We start from the raw sequence: 17,503 nt of genomic DNA on the forward strand, positions 1-17,503 counted from the left end.
CGTTCACGCTATCCGGTACACGTTCACGCTATCCGGTACACTGCTCAGTTTGATGGAATCACCGGCAGGGAATGGATACTGTGCATCCTTAATTGTCAGGTCAAGCGTAGCCGGTGCAAAGGTGTACACCGTGCTATAAACATCACTGACTGTTGGATTTACATGAATATCTTCCACATCTTCTACAAAAATATCAGCTGCTACTTTCAGTTCAGCAGCACCGGAAGTACCGGTAAAGCTGGTATCTGTTGGCAGACTGTAATCAGTACCGCGGGTTGCGGCGCCTGTAGATGGCAGCGATATCTTAATAGGTATTTCTGTACTCACACCTGCTGGTAAACTAAACCCAATCTGTTGGGTATTGCCTTCCGGCATACCGGCAGCAGGCGGCGTGAATGTGATCTTTGTTTTAGTCGCATCTCTRCGGGTAGCATCATAAATCTTCAGTTGTGCATCTGTTACCGTGTAACCGCTGGCGGCACCGGAGATATTCAGTTGCTCATCTTTTTCTATGATCTGGTCTGCGATCGCTTTGATCACTGCAGCCGTAGTAGTGAATACTGCCGTGTTTTTAGGGAATACGATCGACGTTTGCAGGTATTGGAAGTCAGTTGCAGCTGCTTCWGTACCGGCCACTTTCGTTGTTAARGTAATGGTCACTGGTTTAGCAGAGCTATAACCAGCTGGCAACGACATTTTGAACGCGGTGCTGTTGCCTTCATTCAATGTTAAGCTATCTGGTGTCAGTGTCAGTTTCTTCTGCGCTGGGTCCGTGAGATCTTTAACATAAATATGCGCGCTGGTAGCAGGCATATTTACATTGCCATTATTACCATCTACATTTAAAAGCCCTTCATCATTAAACACATTATTGGTCAATGTCTGAATTGCTGCGGCATCACCGTGATCCGCTCCGTTGGCAATGGTAATAGTAGTAGGGAGACTCGTATAACGGCTGTCTGCGATGGTAGAAGACACCACATCTTTGGTCAGGTTCACCGTCCAGGCTTTACCGGCTTTCCAGCCATTTGGTAACGTGGCGGTGATCACTGCACTTTGTCCTTCGTTCACGCTATCCGGTACGCTGCTCAATTTGATGGAATCACCGGCAGGGAATGGATACTGTGCATCCTTAATTGTCAGGTCAAGCGTAGCCGGTGCAAAGGTGTACACCGTGCTATAAACATCACTGACTGTTGGATTCAGATGAATATCTTCCACATCTTCTACAAAAATATCAGCTGCTACTTTCAGTTCAGCGGCACCGGAAGTACCGGTAAAGCTGGTATCTGTTGGCAGACTGTAATCGGTGCCACGGGTAGCGGCGCCTGTAGATGGCAGCGATATTTTAATAGGTATTTCTGTACTTACACCTGCTGGCAAACTAAACCCAATCTGTTGGGTATTGCCTTCCGGCATACCGGCAGCAGGCGGTGTGAATGTGATCTTTGTTTTAGTCGCATCTCTGCGGGTAGCATCATAAATCTTCAGTTGTGCATCTACTACGGTATAACCGGTAACAGTAGCACCGGTTATGTTCAGCTGCTCATCTTTTTCTATGATCTGATCCGTAGTCGCTTTGATCACTGCAGCTGTAGTCGTAAATACGGACGTGTCTTTCGGGAACACGATCGATGTCTGCAGGTATTGGTAATCGGTCGCAGCAGCTTCTGTACCTGTTGCATTCGTTGTTAATGTAATAGTCAATGGTTTTGCCGAATGGTAACCAGCCGGCAACGACATTTTGAATGCGGTACTGTTACCTTCATTCAGCGTTAAGCTATCTGCGGTCAATGTCAATACCTTTTTCGAAGCATCTGTATTATCAACGATGGTTACTTTAACATTGCCAGTTACCAGGATCCCATTATCCGGAGAACTTCCCACCAACACCAGGTCACGGGTATCATCAAATACATTATTAGCTGTATTGGTGATCGAAATTGTATCGGATAACGTGCGGCCGGCGGGGATGGTGACTGAATCAGTGGCAAAAGTATAGGTGCCGGGCAAAGCAGTTGAAGATCCGTCAGGAGTAAATTTCACCTTGATTGGAATCTGGGTGGAAATGCCGGAAGGTAACTCCGCCCATATGGTTGGATTCACACCTTCATTTACGCTGGCAGCAGAAATATGTAAAATGATGGGAGCCGTCATTGGCAGCTGTGCATCAATAATATCCAACGCAGCAGGAGTGTTGGTCAAAGCAGTGTTGGCAGCACTTTCTGTGAGCGTCAGAGAAAGATTGAGATGCTCAGTCCCTTCTATCTTATTGTCATTTATAATCTTAAACGCAACGGTAGTATTATTTCCACCAGTAATAATTGATGCGGTATCTGGCAATTGATAGTCCGCAACATCAGTAGCAGTAGAGGTACCCAGTTTATTTATTTTGATACCAATAGGCAGATCAGTAGTCACATGAGGTGGCAGACTAAAAGTTAGCAGCCCATCATAAGGCTCTTTCAGTAAGGCTGGCGCATCTGCTTTAATGGATACGGCTGTTAATGTAGGGTTCAATCTTGTTGAATCCTGCAGGATCAGCGATTGTGAAAAAGTTTGCGGTTCACCCATTACATCGGCATCCGCTTTAAACTTAATCAGCTCATCTTTTTCAATGATGCTGTCCAGTGTTGCTCTTACCGGAATATTTACACCATTGGAATCTATTTCTATGTATGCAGTTTGACCAAATGTAAAATCAGTACCAACTGTTGCCAGGGTACCGCTTTCGACAGACAGGGTTACTAACGTTCTTTCTGAAGCATGTACACCCGGAGGCAGTGCTACACGAACGCTATCAATAAAACCTTCCTTGATTTTTGCTGGCGTGGTAAGTACGATGTTCTTTGGTTCATCGTCTTTAATAGTATAAGTGCAGGTGGTGGCGCCGGCGTCAATAGTCACCAGCTGGTTGTCCGTTACCTGTTCCAGCTGTATGGTGAAATGCCGGCTGTACTCCAGTTTATTATTACCTATAATGCGGATATTTTTCAAAGGGATAACATCCCCAATAACATAGTCTCCCGGCGGAATCATATAACCTCCCTGGAAAGTAAAGTCGGTGCCCGGCACGGCGGCACGGGGATCAGCAGGATCTGCGGGAACCAGGTTTATTTTTACATAGGTAGGCACTTTTAAGGATGAATTGGATTTCACCTTAAGGTTCAGATTGAGGGGCGCATGTATATCCCCGGCATTGCCTTCCAATCCGGATGTATCCGTTATTTCAAAAGCAACAGTAAGCGGAGTGCTATAGGTACTGCTATTAGATATTGCAGGTACCGGTATGACAGCAGCGGTAGGGCTGTCATCGTAAGCCACACCAATCCTGGTGCTAACGGCTTTGGTTTCTTCTTCTTTTCGACCCATGAACACATCTACGGCCATTCCTTTCTTGGAGGGATCATCTACATCAGCCACTGAAATAGAATTACTCAGAAGACCTGTACCAGGATCTCGCGTCATCCTCGCTCCGAAGGCACCGACATAAAATGAACTAAAATTCCCGGATGCATGATAAGTATGAGTGAGTGGACCTGGCGTTGCATCAGTACCAAATACGTTAGTGCTTCTCGTGAGACCTACAACTGTTGGATTACTCCCGCCTCCCTCAATATAGCCATGTTGTACAGAGCTATTACTTGCTTTCGGCAAAACGGGATCATCCTGCATTGTCGCATATTCATTCACAAAAACATGCGGTTCAATGTAGTAGTTCGTATTGTATACTGTATAATCAATTGTATAATACTTGTTAGGTTTAATGTACGTGATCGTCATAGCAACCGTGGTAGGATAGCTCTGCCCGTCCGTAGGATCAACGCTAATTACATTACCGATCATGCTAACCTGGTAGGGATCACTAACTGAACCACTCCCCATTAAAGGAGAAACAGCATTATAATTAACGTCAAGAAGGGCTCCTGGTTGAGGAGGCACAATAACATTAATACCTATGTGAGTTCTTGCTCCTACGTATCCAGTCAGCGGATCTTTCGCCGTTTCTGTCTTTCCATTTCTGAATACCCGGTAGCTACCATCACTATTTATCTCAATCCTTAATCCATCAGTAGCACTTGTACCACCTCCGGGATTAATAACAACAGGATAAGTTTGCGCATTTACACCAATGCTTATAGTAAAAAAGGTGGCTATCAGGAATATTGCCCGAAGCAGGAACACGTGGATACGATGGGGCATACCTTGCTCATTTAATTTCGTAGGATAGGAAAGGAGTAACATATAAGCGTGTAAATTTCTATTTATACATATAGATTTTTAGTCAAAAATGTGAGAAACAGTCCTTTGTAAAACCCTATATGCGGATCTCTGTAATTGGCTCTCCCGGCAGCTTAAGCATTGTTCTTAATATCATCTGGTAAACCTGAAAAACCAGCCGCCGGCAATTATGTTAATGTCTCAATCTAATGGTGGAGGGATGCCCGAGACGCATTTATGGCTTTTTTTATGATTCCTATAATTATTTTATATCCTTCCACCTGTAGCACACACATAAATAATTAAATATAAAATCATATATTTTATTTAGCAAATCTATAGCAATATTTATATTAAATCAAATAATTTATCAGAAGAAAAGATATGTACCCTCCTAAGTGATTGGTTAACAAAATTTTATTCCTTTGACTGCAGTACGGGAACGGTACCATTATGTTAAAAGTTAAAATAACCCTAGATTTGCAAAAAACAATTCAGAATGTCTACAATTGCGAAATCCAACATTGATTTTAACCTCGGATACAAGGTAAAAGATATGTCTCTAGCGGCCTGGGGTCGTAAGGAGATAGAACTGGCAGAAGCAGAAATGCCTGGTCTGATGTCACTGAGAGAAGAATATGGTAATACAAAGCCTTTACAGGGCGCACGTATTGCTGGTTGCTTGCACATGACTATTCAGACTGCCGTATTAATTGAAACACTCGTTCACCTGGGCGCTGAAGTACGCTGGAGCTCCTGTAACATATTTTCAACGCAGGACCACGCTGCTGCCGCGATTGCTGCTGCAGGCGTACCTGTATTTGCCTGGAAAGGTTTGAATGAAGCCGATTTCGACTGGTGTATCGAACAAACCCTGTTCTTCGGTGGTGCTGACCGTCCGCTGAACATGATCCTGGATGACGGTGGTGATCTGACCAACATGGTATTCGACAGATATCCTGAACTGATCCAGCATATCAAAGGATTAAGTGAAGAAACCACTACCGGTGTTCACCGCTTATACGAGCGTATGAAAGCTGGTACTTTACCAATGCCTGCTATCAACATCAATGACTCTGTTACCAAATCTAAATTTGATAACAAATACGGTTGCCGCGAATCCTGCGTAGATGCGATCCGTCGTGCTACAGATGTAATGATTGCCGGTAAAGTGGCTGTTGTTGCTGGTTTTGGTGACGTAGGTAAAGGTTCCGCTGAATCACTGAGAGGTGCAGGCGCCCGCGTTATCGTTACTGAAATTGACCCTATCTGTGCTTTACAAGCTGCGATGGAAGGCTATGAAGTAAAGAAAATGAACGATGCAGTAAAAGAAGCTGACATCATCGTTACTACCACCGGTTGCCGCGATATCATCACCGGCGAACACTTCAAACTGATGAAAGATAAATGCATCGTTTCCAATATCGGTCACTTCGATATCGAAATTGATGTAGCCTGGTTAAATAAGAACTATGGCAACACTAAAGTTGAAATCAAACCACAGGTAGATAAATATACTATCGATGGTAAAGATATCATCCTGCTGGCTGAAGGCCGCCTGGTTAACCTGGGTTGCGCTACTGGTCACCCTTCTTTCGTAATGAGTAACTCTTTCACCAACCAGGTACTGGCTCAGCTGGAACTGTGGCTGCACTCAGAAAACTACGAAAACAAGGTATATGTACTGCCTAAACACCTGGATGAAAAAGTAGCCCGTTTGCACCTGAAGAAAGTAGGCGTGGAACTGGATACCCTGACCAGCGCTCAATCTGAATACCTCGGTATTCCGGTAGCAGGTCCGTTCAAACCAGATTACTACAGATACTAAGCCCGGCAGCACAAAGCTGAAGGCATAAAGCAAAAAGCAATTAAGGCGAATGATCAAAGCGAATATTAATTCCGCTCAGGTCATTCGCCTTAATTGCTTTTTGCTTTCCGCTTTCTGCTTTGTGCTTTCTGCCATAAGAAGTATTTTTGCATCATGACAAAGCTGAGTGTAAACATCAATAAGTTTGCTACCCTGCGAAATGCACGAGGAGGCAATCTACCAGATATATTAAAAGTGGCACAGGATTGTGAACGCTTCGGTGCCGATGGTATTACCGTTCACCCCCGCCCGGATGAACGCCATATCCGTTACCAGGATGTAAGAGACCTGAAACCACTGGTGACCACAGAGTTCAATATCGAAGGATATCCCTCACAGGACTTTATGGACCTGGTACTGGCCGTAAAACCACATCAATGTACGCTGGTTCCTGATCCGCCAGATGCCATTACTTCCAATACCGGCTGGGATACCATCGCCTATCAGTCACAATTGAAAGACGTGATCTCTACCCTGAAAAAAGCAGGTATACGCGTATCTATCTTTCTCAATGCAGATGTAAGCAAGGTTGAAGGCGCCAAAACCGCCGGAGCTGATCGTATTGAATTGTACACCGGCCCTTACGCTGAAGAATATACGAACGCACGCACACAGCCGCAAAACCTGCAGCTGTTCAATGACTATAAAAATACGGCGAAAGAAGCCACCGCGATTGGCCTGGACCTCAACGCCGGCCATGACCTGAACCTGGATAACCTACGCTTCTTCAAACTACATATTCCACAGCTGAAAGAAGTATCCATCGGACATGCACTCGTTGCAGATGCACTCTACTTCGGCCTGGAAAATACCATCCAATTATACAAGAGACAATTATCATGAAATAGCTTTTAGCCATTAGCTTTTAGCTTTTAGCAAATGCAGCGGAGAATACATAACATTTTCTTCGCCGCATTTGCTAAAAGCTAAAAGCTAATGCCTAAAAGCTAAAACAATAAAGCCATTCCGTTAATCTGGAATGGCTTTATAACCCTTAAAACAATCAACATGAAGTTCATAGCGGGGTCACAACAAAACCGATATGAACAGTATATAATTTGCTGTCATGACTGACAGCAATGTTACGCGCAATTACTTCTTTAATAACGCAATTTCCAGCACTTGGTTCATTTGCCTTACATAATGGAACTTCATCCCCTTGATATAAGAAGGATTAATTTCCTTGATGTCTTTTTCATTTTGCCAGCAAAGAATAATTTCCCGGATGCCTGCCCTTTTGGCTGCCAGTATTTTTTCCTTGATACCCCCCACCGGTAATACCTGACCTCGCAAAGTAATTTCCCCTGTCATCGCCAGGTAAGATTTCACCTTACGCCCGGTGAATACAGATGCCAAAGCAGTAAGCATGGTAATACCCGCACTAGGACCATCTTTCGGCACCGCTCCTTCCGGCACGTGTACGTGTACACTTTTTGTAGTAAACAACTTGGGATCCAGCTTCAGCTCCACTGCATGAGAATGCAGATAGCTCAGCGCTGTTACCGCCGACTCCTTCATAACGTTACCCAGGTTCCCTGTCAGTTTCAGATCACCTTTACCCTCACTCAAGCTGCTTTCTATAAATAGAATATCACCTCCTACATAAGTCCACGCAAGGCCCACTGCTACACCAGGAGGATTACCCACTTTATAAATCTCGTTGGAATAACGAGGCTTACCCAATATCCGCTGCAAATCCGTTTCTGTCAGTGATGCCGGTAAAGGTTTTTCCATAGCCAATTGCTTCGCCATATTACGCATGATGGCAGCAAACTGCCGGTCAAGCTCACGTACACCACTCTCACGGGTATAATCAGAAATCAGCTGCTCAATAACCGGGTTGCCGATCTTTACTTTAGCATCGTTCAAACCATGTGCATCCTTCTGCTTAGGCAGCAGATGCCTTTTGGCGATCTCTACTTTTTCTTCAATAGAATAACCACTCAGATCAATGATCTCCAACCTGTCGCGCAGCGCAGGATGAATAGAATTGATGTTATTGGCCGTTGCAATGAATAATACCCTGCTCAGGTCAAATTCCAGTTCAAGATAGTTATCATAAAAGGTGCTGTTTTGCTCAGGATCCAATACTTCCAGCAATGCTGAACTTGGATCGCCACGCATATCATTCCCTATTTTATCAATTTCATCCAGTATCATCACCGGATTGGATGATTTAATCTTGCGGATAGACTGCACCACTCTACCCGGCATAGCGCCGATATAAGTTTTACGGTGTCCCCTGATTTCACTTTCGTCATGCAAACCACCTAAACTGAGACGCACGTACTTACGACCAACTGCATTGGCGATAGAACGGCCGAGGGAGGTTTTACCAATACCCGGAGGGCCTACAAAACACAGAATAGGAGACTTCATATCCCCTTTCAGTTTCAGCACCGCCAGGTATTCCAGTATGCGCTCTTTGATTTTTTCCATGCCGTAATGGTCATGGTCCAGTATCTTCTTCGCCTTTTTCAGGTCGTAGCTATCAGTGGTATATTCGCCCCAGGGCAGATCCAGCAAAAGATCCAGGTGATTATACACCACGCTGTAATCCGGAGTGCTGGGGTGCATACGCTCCAGTTTCTCGATACCTTTGGCAAAAGCTTCAGCGGCAGCAGCAGGCCATTTCTTTTCTTCTGCCTTACGCTTCATTTCTTTCAGCTCCCTGTCATTGGCATCACCACCCAATTCTTCCTTGATAGACTTCATCTGCTGCTGCAGGAAATAATCCCGCTGCTGCTTGTCCAGGTCCGCCTTGGTTTTATTGGTAATCTTGTTTTTGAGTTCTGCCAGTTGCAATTCTGTTTGCAACAGCTTCATCAGCAGTTCCGCACGGGTGCGCAGATTGTTAATCTCCAGCAGTTGCTGCTTGTCTTTGAGATCAGAATTAAGATTGGAAGAAACGAAATGCACCAGGAACGATGGATTTTCAATGTTCTTCAATATAATGCTGGCTTCTGAAGGCAGGTTGGGCGACAGCTGAATGATCTGGGCTGCCAGGTCTTTGATGGAAGAAATATATGCTTCAAACTCAGAATCATCTTCTGCAGCTTCGTCCTGCAAAACAGTAATTTTGGCTTTGAAGTACGGATCTTCCGTCACTATTTCATCTATTTTAAAGCGCTTACGCCCCTGTATAATGATAGTGGTGCCACCATCGGGCATTTTAATGAGCTTAACAATACGTGCCACGGTACCCACATCACTTAGATCCGTTACAGCCGGATCTTCTATTGTACTGTCTTTTTGCGCCACTACACCGATAGACTTATCAGTTTTGTAGGCGTCATTTACCGCTTTTATAGATTTATCCCGGCCTACCGTAATTGGCAGTACAACACCCGGAAACAATACTGTATTTCTTAATGGTAATAATGCCAGTTCATCGGGAATGTTTTCATCCTCCTGTCCCTCCCCATCTTCATTCAAAGGGATAATAGGCATGAACTCCATTTCATCTTCCGAATTTCCTAAATAAAATCTGTTCATCTGAGATATTTAAAGCCTCATGAGGACATTCTGTCAGACAATCCTGTGTACGTCCTCTTTTTTTAATGTATCCCTATATTGTCAAGTTTGATGCCAAGTGACTTGATGGCAGACCGGCTTTTAGCCCATATTTACAAGCCATTAACAAAAATGCAGCGAGGATAAATGTGAATCACATTTATCCTCGCTGCATTTATATTCGCTGTATTTTGCTAAAAGCTAAAGCTAATGGCTGAAAACGACTAGAAGCTTACGCCTACACCCAGCTGTATGCTCTGGTTTTTCCAGTTGCTGGTGGTAACAACGCTTTCTGCATTTTTCACATCATTAAAGCCAATGATATAACGGGCACTGATGTTAATAATTGGTAATTGCAACCATAAACCGGCAACACCAGAAATTTCACCACCTTTAAAAGCCTCCTTGGCAGCACCCAGTACTTTTTTGTCACTTACCAAAGCGCCAAACTGAGGACCTACCTGGAGTTTTAAACGCGGTGTACCTAAATCAATATTGGCCAGTAATGGAATGCTCAGATAGTTCAGGTTAATTTTCTTGCGGTCTTCAGCAGTACTTACACCTTTGTAGATATCGCTGTAATTATCGGTAGTTTCAGCTTTGGTAGAAGAGAATACCAGCTCTCCCTGTACTCCAAAACCTTTTACCAGGTTTACCTGTGCAAAAGCACCCAGGTGATAACCTAATTTAAATCCATCCTGAAAACCACTTCCATCCAGTTTTCCAAGATTGGCACCACCTTTTACACCAAAGCGGAGGAATTTAGTCTGAGCGTTAACAGTTGATACAGCAGCGATCATCAGCACTGCTACGGCTAGAAACAGTTTTTTCATAAATTATGTATTGTTGAGTAATGGTTAAAATATAGACGTTCCAGGTAAACGATACCCCTATTCCGTATTTACGATTTCCGTAAATACAAATTCCGTGCTATTTGTTAAAGAAATTAAAAACTGTATGCCATACGAGCAGTGAAATAACTCATAATACCCTGATCTGTACCGGTGAAAGACTTGAAAACAGTGAAGGACGGTGCGAGATTAATGCGGCCGAGAAAATAAGAAAGACTCATGGTAACATCTACCGCGCGGGGTTCAAATTCGGTATGATCTTCAAAATTCAATTCCTTACCCACATGCTTTTTAGTCTTCATGAGCTTGGGGGATCGGGTGATATACTGGAAAGCTTTGAGGTTGCTGTAATAGTTGGCTGTTCCCATGGTTAAATTAACGGAAGGCGTAAACATCAATACATCCGTTCGCCCCAGCATACCAGAAAAAATAAACGGGTGCCGCACTGCTGCAATAATATTAAAATCATTGCCACGCAGGGTTTCCTGGAGATGTGCTGCCTGGTTTACATCTTTTCCCCATCCGTAATCGAGACTGATACCAGGTTGCAGCCACCACTTGCGATAATAGAAATAGGCAAATATTTCATTCTTGATTGGCGTTGCCGGTACATCGCTGGAATCAGAAAATATATAGCGTGTATAAGAAATTCCTGTCAGGAAATCCTTGTTTTTCGTATAGTCGTAACCGGCGGTCAGATCCCATTCAAACCATGGGTTATTAATGGAATTAAAAAGATAATAACTGCTAACCCCGGCATAGAAGCCGCTTTTATGATAATAACTCAGTGAAGGAGATACAAATGTTTTTAAAACAATCGGAGACTCGAAGTTGGTTACTTTACTGCCATAAGCTGGATTATTGCCATACCCGATACCAGCCACTACTTCACTTTTTTGCTGTTTCTGCAACAGCGAATCAAGCTGTTTCTCCAGCTCTGCTAAAGTTTGCCCCGTTGCAATACGGCTACATAACAACAGGAAGGTTAAGAAGTATAGGCGCATGTTTAATGAGTACGTAGCCGCAATATAAGCGTAATTCAGCATTTAACACAGACGATCCCACGAACGGGACGAATGTGTGGTTAAACAATGCTTTTCTGTCGGTCAACCGGCTGCTATACCAGATCTATGACCGTAATTTCCGGGAGTACACCTACCCTGCCAGGATAGCCCAGGAAACCGAATCCACGGTTCACATAAAGGAATTGTTCGCCTTTCTTATATAATCCGGCCCACTCTTTATAGAAATACTGGGCCGGGCTCCATTTCAGCCCCGGAATTTCCACCCCGAACTGCATACCATGGGTATGGCCGGCCAGCATGAGCGCAATGTCCGGATATTCGGTACGCACCTGCGCATCCCAATGGGTAGGATCATGTGATAACAGGATTTTAAATGGAATATGTCCCACCCCTTCATACGCGCGCTTCAGGTCACCATAGCGGGGGAAACGTTTAATAGCACTCCAGTTTTCTATTCCCAGCAGGGCGATCTGTTCTCCGCTGCGCTCCAGCACCACATTTTCATTCATCATCAGCTTCCAGCCCAATTCTCCGTGGAGTGCTTTGAGGCGTTCCAGGTTTTCGTGCTGCATGGCGCTATATCCATTAGGGGTTTTATCCGGCCAGGGGTAATAATCGCCATAGTCGTGGTTACCCAGGGTAGAATACACGCCCATTGGTGCCTTCACCTGTCGGAATGCATCCATCCATTCGGTCATTTCATCCGCCCGGTCATTCACCAGGTCGCCGGTAAACAGCACCAGGTCGGCCTTTTGATCATTGATCATTTTTATACCTTTCAGTACCGCCTCGCGGTTGGCGAAGCTGCCGGAATGGATGTCGGAGATCTGCACGATGCGTAGCCCTTTAAATGAGGCTGGCAGTTGCTTAAACGCCATTTTAATTTTATGTACCCGGTAATTGTATTTATTGGAGAATCCATAAATCAGCGTGGCGAAGAGTGTTCCTCCGGTAATGAGTCCCAGCCTGCTGAGAAACTGGGAACGCGACAGTCCACTTACTACCCCGGTGGTGTCCGGCGCCGGGTTGCCCGAAAAGCGACGGATCACCCATAATACCCCCCTTCTCACGTCATCTAACAGCAGAAATACCGCTGTCAGCAGCTTTGCCAGTACCAGACCAATGAAAATGGCCATCAGGTAAGATTTCAGCGTTGCAGGCCAGTTATGCCAGTTGATATAKGGCAGTAAAGCGATCATCAACAGACAGCTGATGGATATGAACCAGTAAATGGAAAAAGTAATGTTTCTTACCCTGGGGGCAGACATGTACACCATCGCCTTGATAGCCTGGAACACGTAAATATCCAACAGTAGGAGGAAAACAACTAGTATCATAGAATTCAGCCCAGGTCGCATTATGAAAATTTAATATAGATATATAATAATCAGGCAATTTAACACAAGTAATCTGGTTTTAAAAGTTAAAACCGGTATCTGTAAGTATACAGACGAATAACAACGGGAAGAATTGTATGTTTTTATTTTTTTTATTAAGTTAAGAGAAACAGTACATTTGCTGGCTGACCAGTATACAATAGATAATTTTAATATTTTAATAATATATTAAACTTACCCCTGCTTAAACTGGTTAAAAACTAACCCGTTAACATATTGAGGGACCTGTTCTGCGAACAGTTTGTGTATAAATAAATATACTGCAGCACCTGATTTTTATGTAATCGTTGTATTTTTGTCCGATTAAGCTACTTTTAATAGGGTTACTTTTAAATATAAGGTGTAGATTAATTGCGGAATACGGAGCAGTATATCTCCCCAAAATCATTTTCGTAATTTATTAAATCGGGGAAGAACGCTCCGATCACGCGTTTCAGGGTAATATCAGTCTTTTCAAAAGGAAGTCTGGCCGTTGAAAAGCGAAATTCGTTTGTTTTGGCAAACGGGTAGTTCACTCAAATGGATTGATTATGAAGTATACTTGCTACGGACATTCTTGTTTTGCAGTGGAGATAAAAGGGAAAAAAATTCTTTTTGATCCTTTTATTACGCATAATGAACTGGCCCAAAAAGTAGACGTCCATGCCATAACGGCGGATTATATATTTGTTTCGCATGGTCATGATGATCATACCGCGGATCTGGTAGATCTGGCCAAGCGGACCAATGCCACTGTGGTATCAAATTATGAGATTGTGACCTGGGCGGGAAAACAGGGGGTTGAGAAATTGCATCCCATGAATACCGGCGGCAAATGGAAGTTTGATTTCGGCACCGTGAAATGTGTAGTGGCACAACATTCCAGCAGCTTACCGGATGGCACTTATGGTGGCAACCCGATGGGTTTTATATTTATGACGGAAGAAGGGAGTTTTTATTATGCAGGTGACACTGCGCTCACATTAGACATGGAGCTGGTACCGGCAATTGCCTCTCTGGATTTTGCCGTACTACCTATCGGTGATAATTTCACGATGGGCATTGAAGATGCAATTGCAGCAGCAGAACTAATAGAATGCGATAAGATAATCGGTGTACACTACAATACTTTCGGCTACGTTAAGATTGATGTTGACGCTGCCGTGCAACAGTTTGAAGATGCCGGTCTGGATCTGTTACTTCCTGAAATAGGAAGTACCATAGAGGTTTGAGGAAGAAGTGATCATTACTGATTTATCCTTTATCCTATAAGATAACCTTGAATTTTTAAATTACACAATGGCTAGAATAATCGCAATCGCTAACCAGAAAGGTGGCGTAGGAAAAACTACAAGTGCAATAAACCTGGCAAGCAGCCTGGCTGTGCTGGAATTTAAAACATTGCTGGTAGACGCGGACCCTCAGGCAAACAGCACCACAGGACTGGGTTTCGACCTGCGTAATGTGCAGCAGAGTTTGTATGACTGTATGGTGAACGATGTGCAGGCCAAAGACGTGATACTTGAATCAGATACACCCAACCTGAAAGTACTGCCCTCCCATATTGACCTGGTAGGTGCTGAACTGGAACTCATCAATCACCCCAGCAGGGAAAGAGTGATGAAACAGGTAATTGATACTGTTGAAGCTGATTACGATTTTGTGATTGTAGACTGCTCTCCTTCTCTCGGTTTGATCACCGTTAATGCACTCGTGGCATCCAACTCTGTGATTATTCCCGTACAATGCGAATTTTTTGCACTGGAAGGTTTGGGAAAATTGCTCAATACCATCAAAATTGTGCAGAGCAGATTAAACATAGAACTGGAAATTGAAGGTATCCTGATGACCATGTATGATGGTCGTTTGCGCCTGAGCAACCAGGTAGTGGATGAGGTAAAACAACATTTTGAAGAAAGCGTATTTAATACGATCATTCACCGTAATACCAAACTGGGCGAAGCTCCCAGCTTTGGTAAATCCGTAATTATGTATGATGCCGCCAGTACCGGTGCGATCAATTACCTGAACCTGGCCAAAGAAATTCTGCAAAAACATAATTACACTAAAATTAAATCCAAAGACAAAATCCTAGCTATCAACGATGACCAATCCAAGTAAGAAAGAGGCATTGGGTAAAGGCATCCGCTCACTGCTTCAAAACATTGATACAGATCTGAAGCAAACTGCCGGCGCCCTGGGTGATAAGGTAGTAGTTGCTGCTACCGGTATAGAACGCATTCCGCTCGATCAGATTGTTACCAATCCGAAACAGCCGCGTCGTGACTTTGATGAGGTTTCTTTACAGGAGTTAAGCCAGTCTATCAAACTGCACGATGTTATTCAGCCTATTACCATCGCTAAAATCAGCAATAAGAAATTTCAGCTGATTGCCGGTGAAAGAAGACTGAGAGCCAGCAAACTCGCTGGTCTGAAAGATATTCCGGCCTACATCCGTCAGGTAAATGACCAGGAACTCCTGGAACTGGCCCTGCTGGAAAACCTCCAACGCGAAAACCTCAATGCCATTGAAGTTGGCCTGAGCTACAAACGGTTAATGGAAGAATGCACCCTCACACAGGAGCAGGTAGCCGACCGTATGGGCAAAGAAAGAAGTACCGTAACCAATTATATACGTTTACTCAAACTGCCACCGGATATCCAGGTAGCAGTACGCAATGGTCAACTCAGCATGGGGCATGCCCGTGTACTGACCGGCGTGGAAAATGTGGAAAACCAGCTTTTCCTCTACAATGAAATCCTGAAAAGTGGATTGTCAGTAAGACAAACAGAAGAACTCGCGCGCAGGATTAATCAGTCCGACAAGAATCATCAGCAGAAATCTGCCAAATTAAAGTTAGCACCTGCTTTTCAGAAAATACAGGACAAACTCGCTACTCACTTCTCTACCAAAGTAAAACTGGACAGAGGGAAAAGCGGCAAAGGCAGTATTTTAATTGAATTCTATTCAGATGAAGAACTGGATAGCATCCTGGAAAAAATAGATATATACGGTGGCTAATAAGGCGGAATACATACTTCATTCACTACAACGTTGCGCTCTATTGTTTTTGCTTACGATGGTACTTGCTGTTCCTCTCCGGGCACAGGATACCTTACGTCCTATTGCAAAAACAATGGATACACTTATACGGCCTATACCGGCTCCCGGCACAGATACAGCGAAAGCAAGTGCCAATAAAGCCATCTTTACAGATTCTGCTTACATCCCCAATTCCAAACTGCCACATAGCCCGCGTAAAGCAGCACTTTATTCGGCAGTATTCCCGGGATTAGGTCAGGCATACAATAAAGAATACTGGAAAATGCCACTGGTCTATGCGGCCATTGGTACCTGTACTTACTTCTTTATTGATAACATGAATACGTATAAGATATTCCGGGATGCTTACCGCCTGCGACAGGATGGTAATCCGGATACCAATGATACCAATAAGCTGACTGTGGGACTGGATGCGGAATCCATCAAGATATACCGGGATCAGTTCCGTCAATATGTGGATTATAGTGTATTGTTCTTTATACTGGCCTACGGCCTGAATATAGTGGATGCTACTGTATTTGCGCACCTGCGCAACTTCGATATGTCCGATGATCTCAGTATGCGTATCTCTCCTACCCTGATCAATAACCGTACACTGGGTATTGGGGTTAATATATCCATAGGCGGCAAAAAAGCCAGGGGAAGCCGCTACTTTGCCGGCCGCTGATCATTCTTTTATCCATCAACATCACATACAACTAATAAGGGTCATGAAAATTGCGCTCATCGGATATGGTAAAATGGGAAAGGCAATAGATGCTATTGCTACTGCTAAAGGGCATGAAATTGTTATCCGGGCAAACAGTAAGCACCTCCTGACAAAAGAAGAGCTGGAACAGGCAGATGTAGCTATTGAGTTTACTGTACCTGAAACAGCCTACCAGAATATCTTAAAATGCTTTGAAGCCAATGTACCCGTAGTTTGTGGTACAACCGGCTGGCTCGATAAGTTACCTGAAATAAATGCCATCTGCCTGGAAAAGAAGCAGGCTTTTTTACATGCTACCAATTTCAGCGTGGGCGTAAATATATTCTTTGAACTGAATAAAAAACTGGCAGCCCTCATGGCCAGCCAGCCTCAATACAATGTATGGATGGAAGAAATCCACCATACCCATAAAAAAGATGCACCCAGTGGTACTGCCATCACACTGGCAGAACAACTACTGGCATCCGTTACCCGTAAAAACGGCTGGGTAAACGAAGAAACCAACCAACCCGAGACACTGTCTATTATTTCCAAAAGGATAGATCCGGCACCGGGCACACACACGATCAATTACACTTCCGATATCGATGATATTACCATCACCCATACAGCGCATTCCAGGGAAGGCTTTGCTGCCGGAGCTGTAGTAGCGGCAGAATGGCTGAAAGGAAAAACCGGCGTATTTACCATGCGGGAGGTATTGGGATTATAGCGTTTAGCTTTTAGCCATTAGCTTTTAGGGAAATGCAGCGGAGTTCAATATTTACCACCTTCTTTGCTGCATTTTCCTAAAAGCTAAAAGCTAATGGCTAAAAGCTGAACACCTACTAGCTAAAAACTGCTTATCTTTACAGGAATATAAAGTGTGCACCGCACT

At 44.0% G+C, this 17,503-nt stretch carries 12 protein-coding genes; 7 read left to right on the forward strand and 5 right to left on the reverse strand.

The genetic code is table 11. The features are described 5' to 3' along the window. Positions 1-3: 3 nt before the first annotated feature. Positions 4-4,203: a Calx-beta domain-containing protein gene (locus tag AB4Z08_RS28915; protein ID WP_441577272.1), complete on the reverse strand. Its 4,200-nt coding sequence runs from the start codon at positions 4,201-4,203 to the stop codon at positions 4-6. A gap of 517 nt (positions 4,204-4,720) precedes the next feature. Here AB4Z08_RS28915 and ahcY point away from each other — a divergent pair. Both ahcY and AB4Z08_RS28925 read left to right on the forward strand, forming a co-directional pair. Beyond that, positions 4,721-6,049 (forward strand): adenosylhomocysteinase, encoded by a 1,329-nt coding sequence (gene ahcY / locus AB4Z08_RS28920; protein ID WP_441577273.1) that lies wholly within the window; start codon positions 4,721-4,723, stop codon positions 6,047-6,049. Positions 6,050-6,202: 153 nt separating this feature from the next. After that, positions 6,203-6,931 carry a pyridoxine 5'-phosphate synthase gene (locus tag AB4Z08_RS28925; RefSeq protein WP_441577274.1) on the forward strand — a complete coding sequence of 243 codons (729 nt, stop codon included), beginning with the start codon at positions 6,203-6,205 and terminating at the stop codon, positions 6,929-6,931. A 249-nt stretch (positions 6,932-7,180) separates the two neighbouring features. Here the strand turns inward: AB4Z08_RS28925 and lon are convergent, their stop codons facing one another. The 4 genes from lon to AB4Z08_RS28945 form a co-directional block, all read right to left on the reverse strand. Beyond that, on the reverse strand, positions 7,181-9,583 hold the full coding sequence (gene lon, locus AB4Z08_RS28930; RefSeq protein WP_441577275.1) for an endopeptidase La: 2,403 nt from the start codon (positions 9,581-9,583) through the stop codon (positions 7,181-7,183). Between the two features lie 242 nt (positions 9,584-9,825). After that, positions 9,826-10,434: a porin family protein gene (locus AB4Z08_RS28935; protein WP_441577276.1), complete on the reverse strand. Its 609-nt coding sequence runs from the start codon at positions 10,432-10,434 to the stop codon at positions 9,826-9,828. Positions 10,435-10,547: 113 nt separating this feature from the next. Beyond that, a complete protein-coding gene (locus AB4Z08_RS28940) occupies positions 10,548-11,456 on the reverse strand; it encodes a hypothetical protein (RefSeq protein WP_441577277.1) in 909 nt (302 codons plus the stop codon). Between the two features lie 113 nt (positions 11,457-11,569). Then, the gene (locus tag AB4Z08_RS28945; protein ID WP_441577278.1) at positions 11,570-12,814 is read right to left on the reverse strand and encodes a metallophosphoesterase; all 1,245 of its coding nucleotides are present in this window, start codon (positions 12,812-12,814) and stop codon (positions 11,570-11,572) included. 590 nt (positions 12,815-13,404) lie between these two features. Between AB4Z08_RS28945 and AB4Z08_RS28950 the strand changes: the two genes are divergently transcribed. The 5 genes from AB4Z08_RS28950 to dapB all read left to right on the forward strand — a co-directional run bounded on the left by AB4Z08_RS28950 (position 13,405) and on the right by dapB (position 17,338). Beyond that, a complete protein-coding gene (locus tag AB4Z08_RS28950; protein ID WP_441577279.1) occupies positions 13,405-14,085 on the forward strand; it encodes a metal-dependent hydrolase in 681 nt (226 codons plus the stop codon). Between the two features lie 67 nt (positions 14,086-14,152). After that, complete coding sequence (locus AB4Z08_RS28955; protein ID WP_441577280.1) at positions 14,153-14,974, forward strand: ParA family protein; 822 nt, start codon at positions 14,153-14,155, stop codon at positions 14,972-14,974. Next, positions 14,958-15,875 (forward strand): ParB/RepB/Spo0J family partition protein, encoded by a 918-nt coding sequence (locus AB4Z08_RS28960; RefSeq protein WP_441577281.1) that lies wholly within the window; start codon positions 14,958-14,960, stop codon positions 15,873-15,875. The genes AB4Z08_RS28955 and AB4Z08_RS28960 overlap by 17 nt, the downstream gene beginning before the upstream one ends. Before the next feature lie 115 nt (positions 15,876-15,990). Further along, positions 15,991-16,584 carry a DUF5683 domain-containing protein gene (locus AB4Z08_RS28965; RefSeq protein WP_441577282.1) on the forward strand — a complete coding sequence of 198 codons (594 nt, stop codon included), beginning with the start codon at positions 15,991-15,993 and terminating at the stop codon, positions 16,582-16,584. A 43-nt stretch (positions 16,585-16,627) separates the two neighbouring features. Continuing rightward, positions 16,628-17,338 (forward strand): 4-hydroxy-tetrahydrodipicolinate reductase, encoded by a 711-nt coding sequence (gene dapB, locus AB4Z08_RS28970; RefSeq protein ID WP_441577283.1) that lies wholly within the window; start codon positions 16,628-16,630, stop codon positions 17,336-17,338. The last annotated feature ends 165 nt before the right edge of the window (positions 17,339-17,503 follow it).

Source organism: Chitinophaga sp. RAB17, assembly GCF_052114225.1.
GTDB lineage: Bacteria > Bacteroidota > Bacteroidia > Chitinophagales > Chitinophagaceae > Chitinophaga.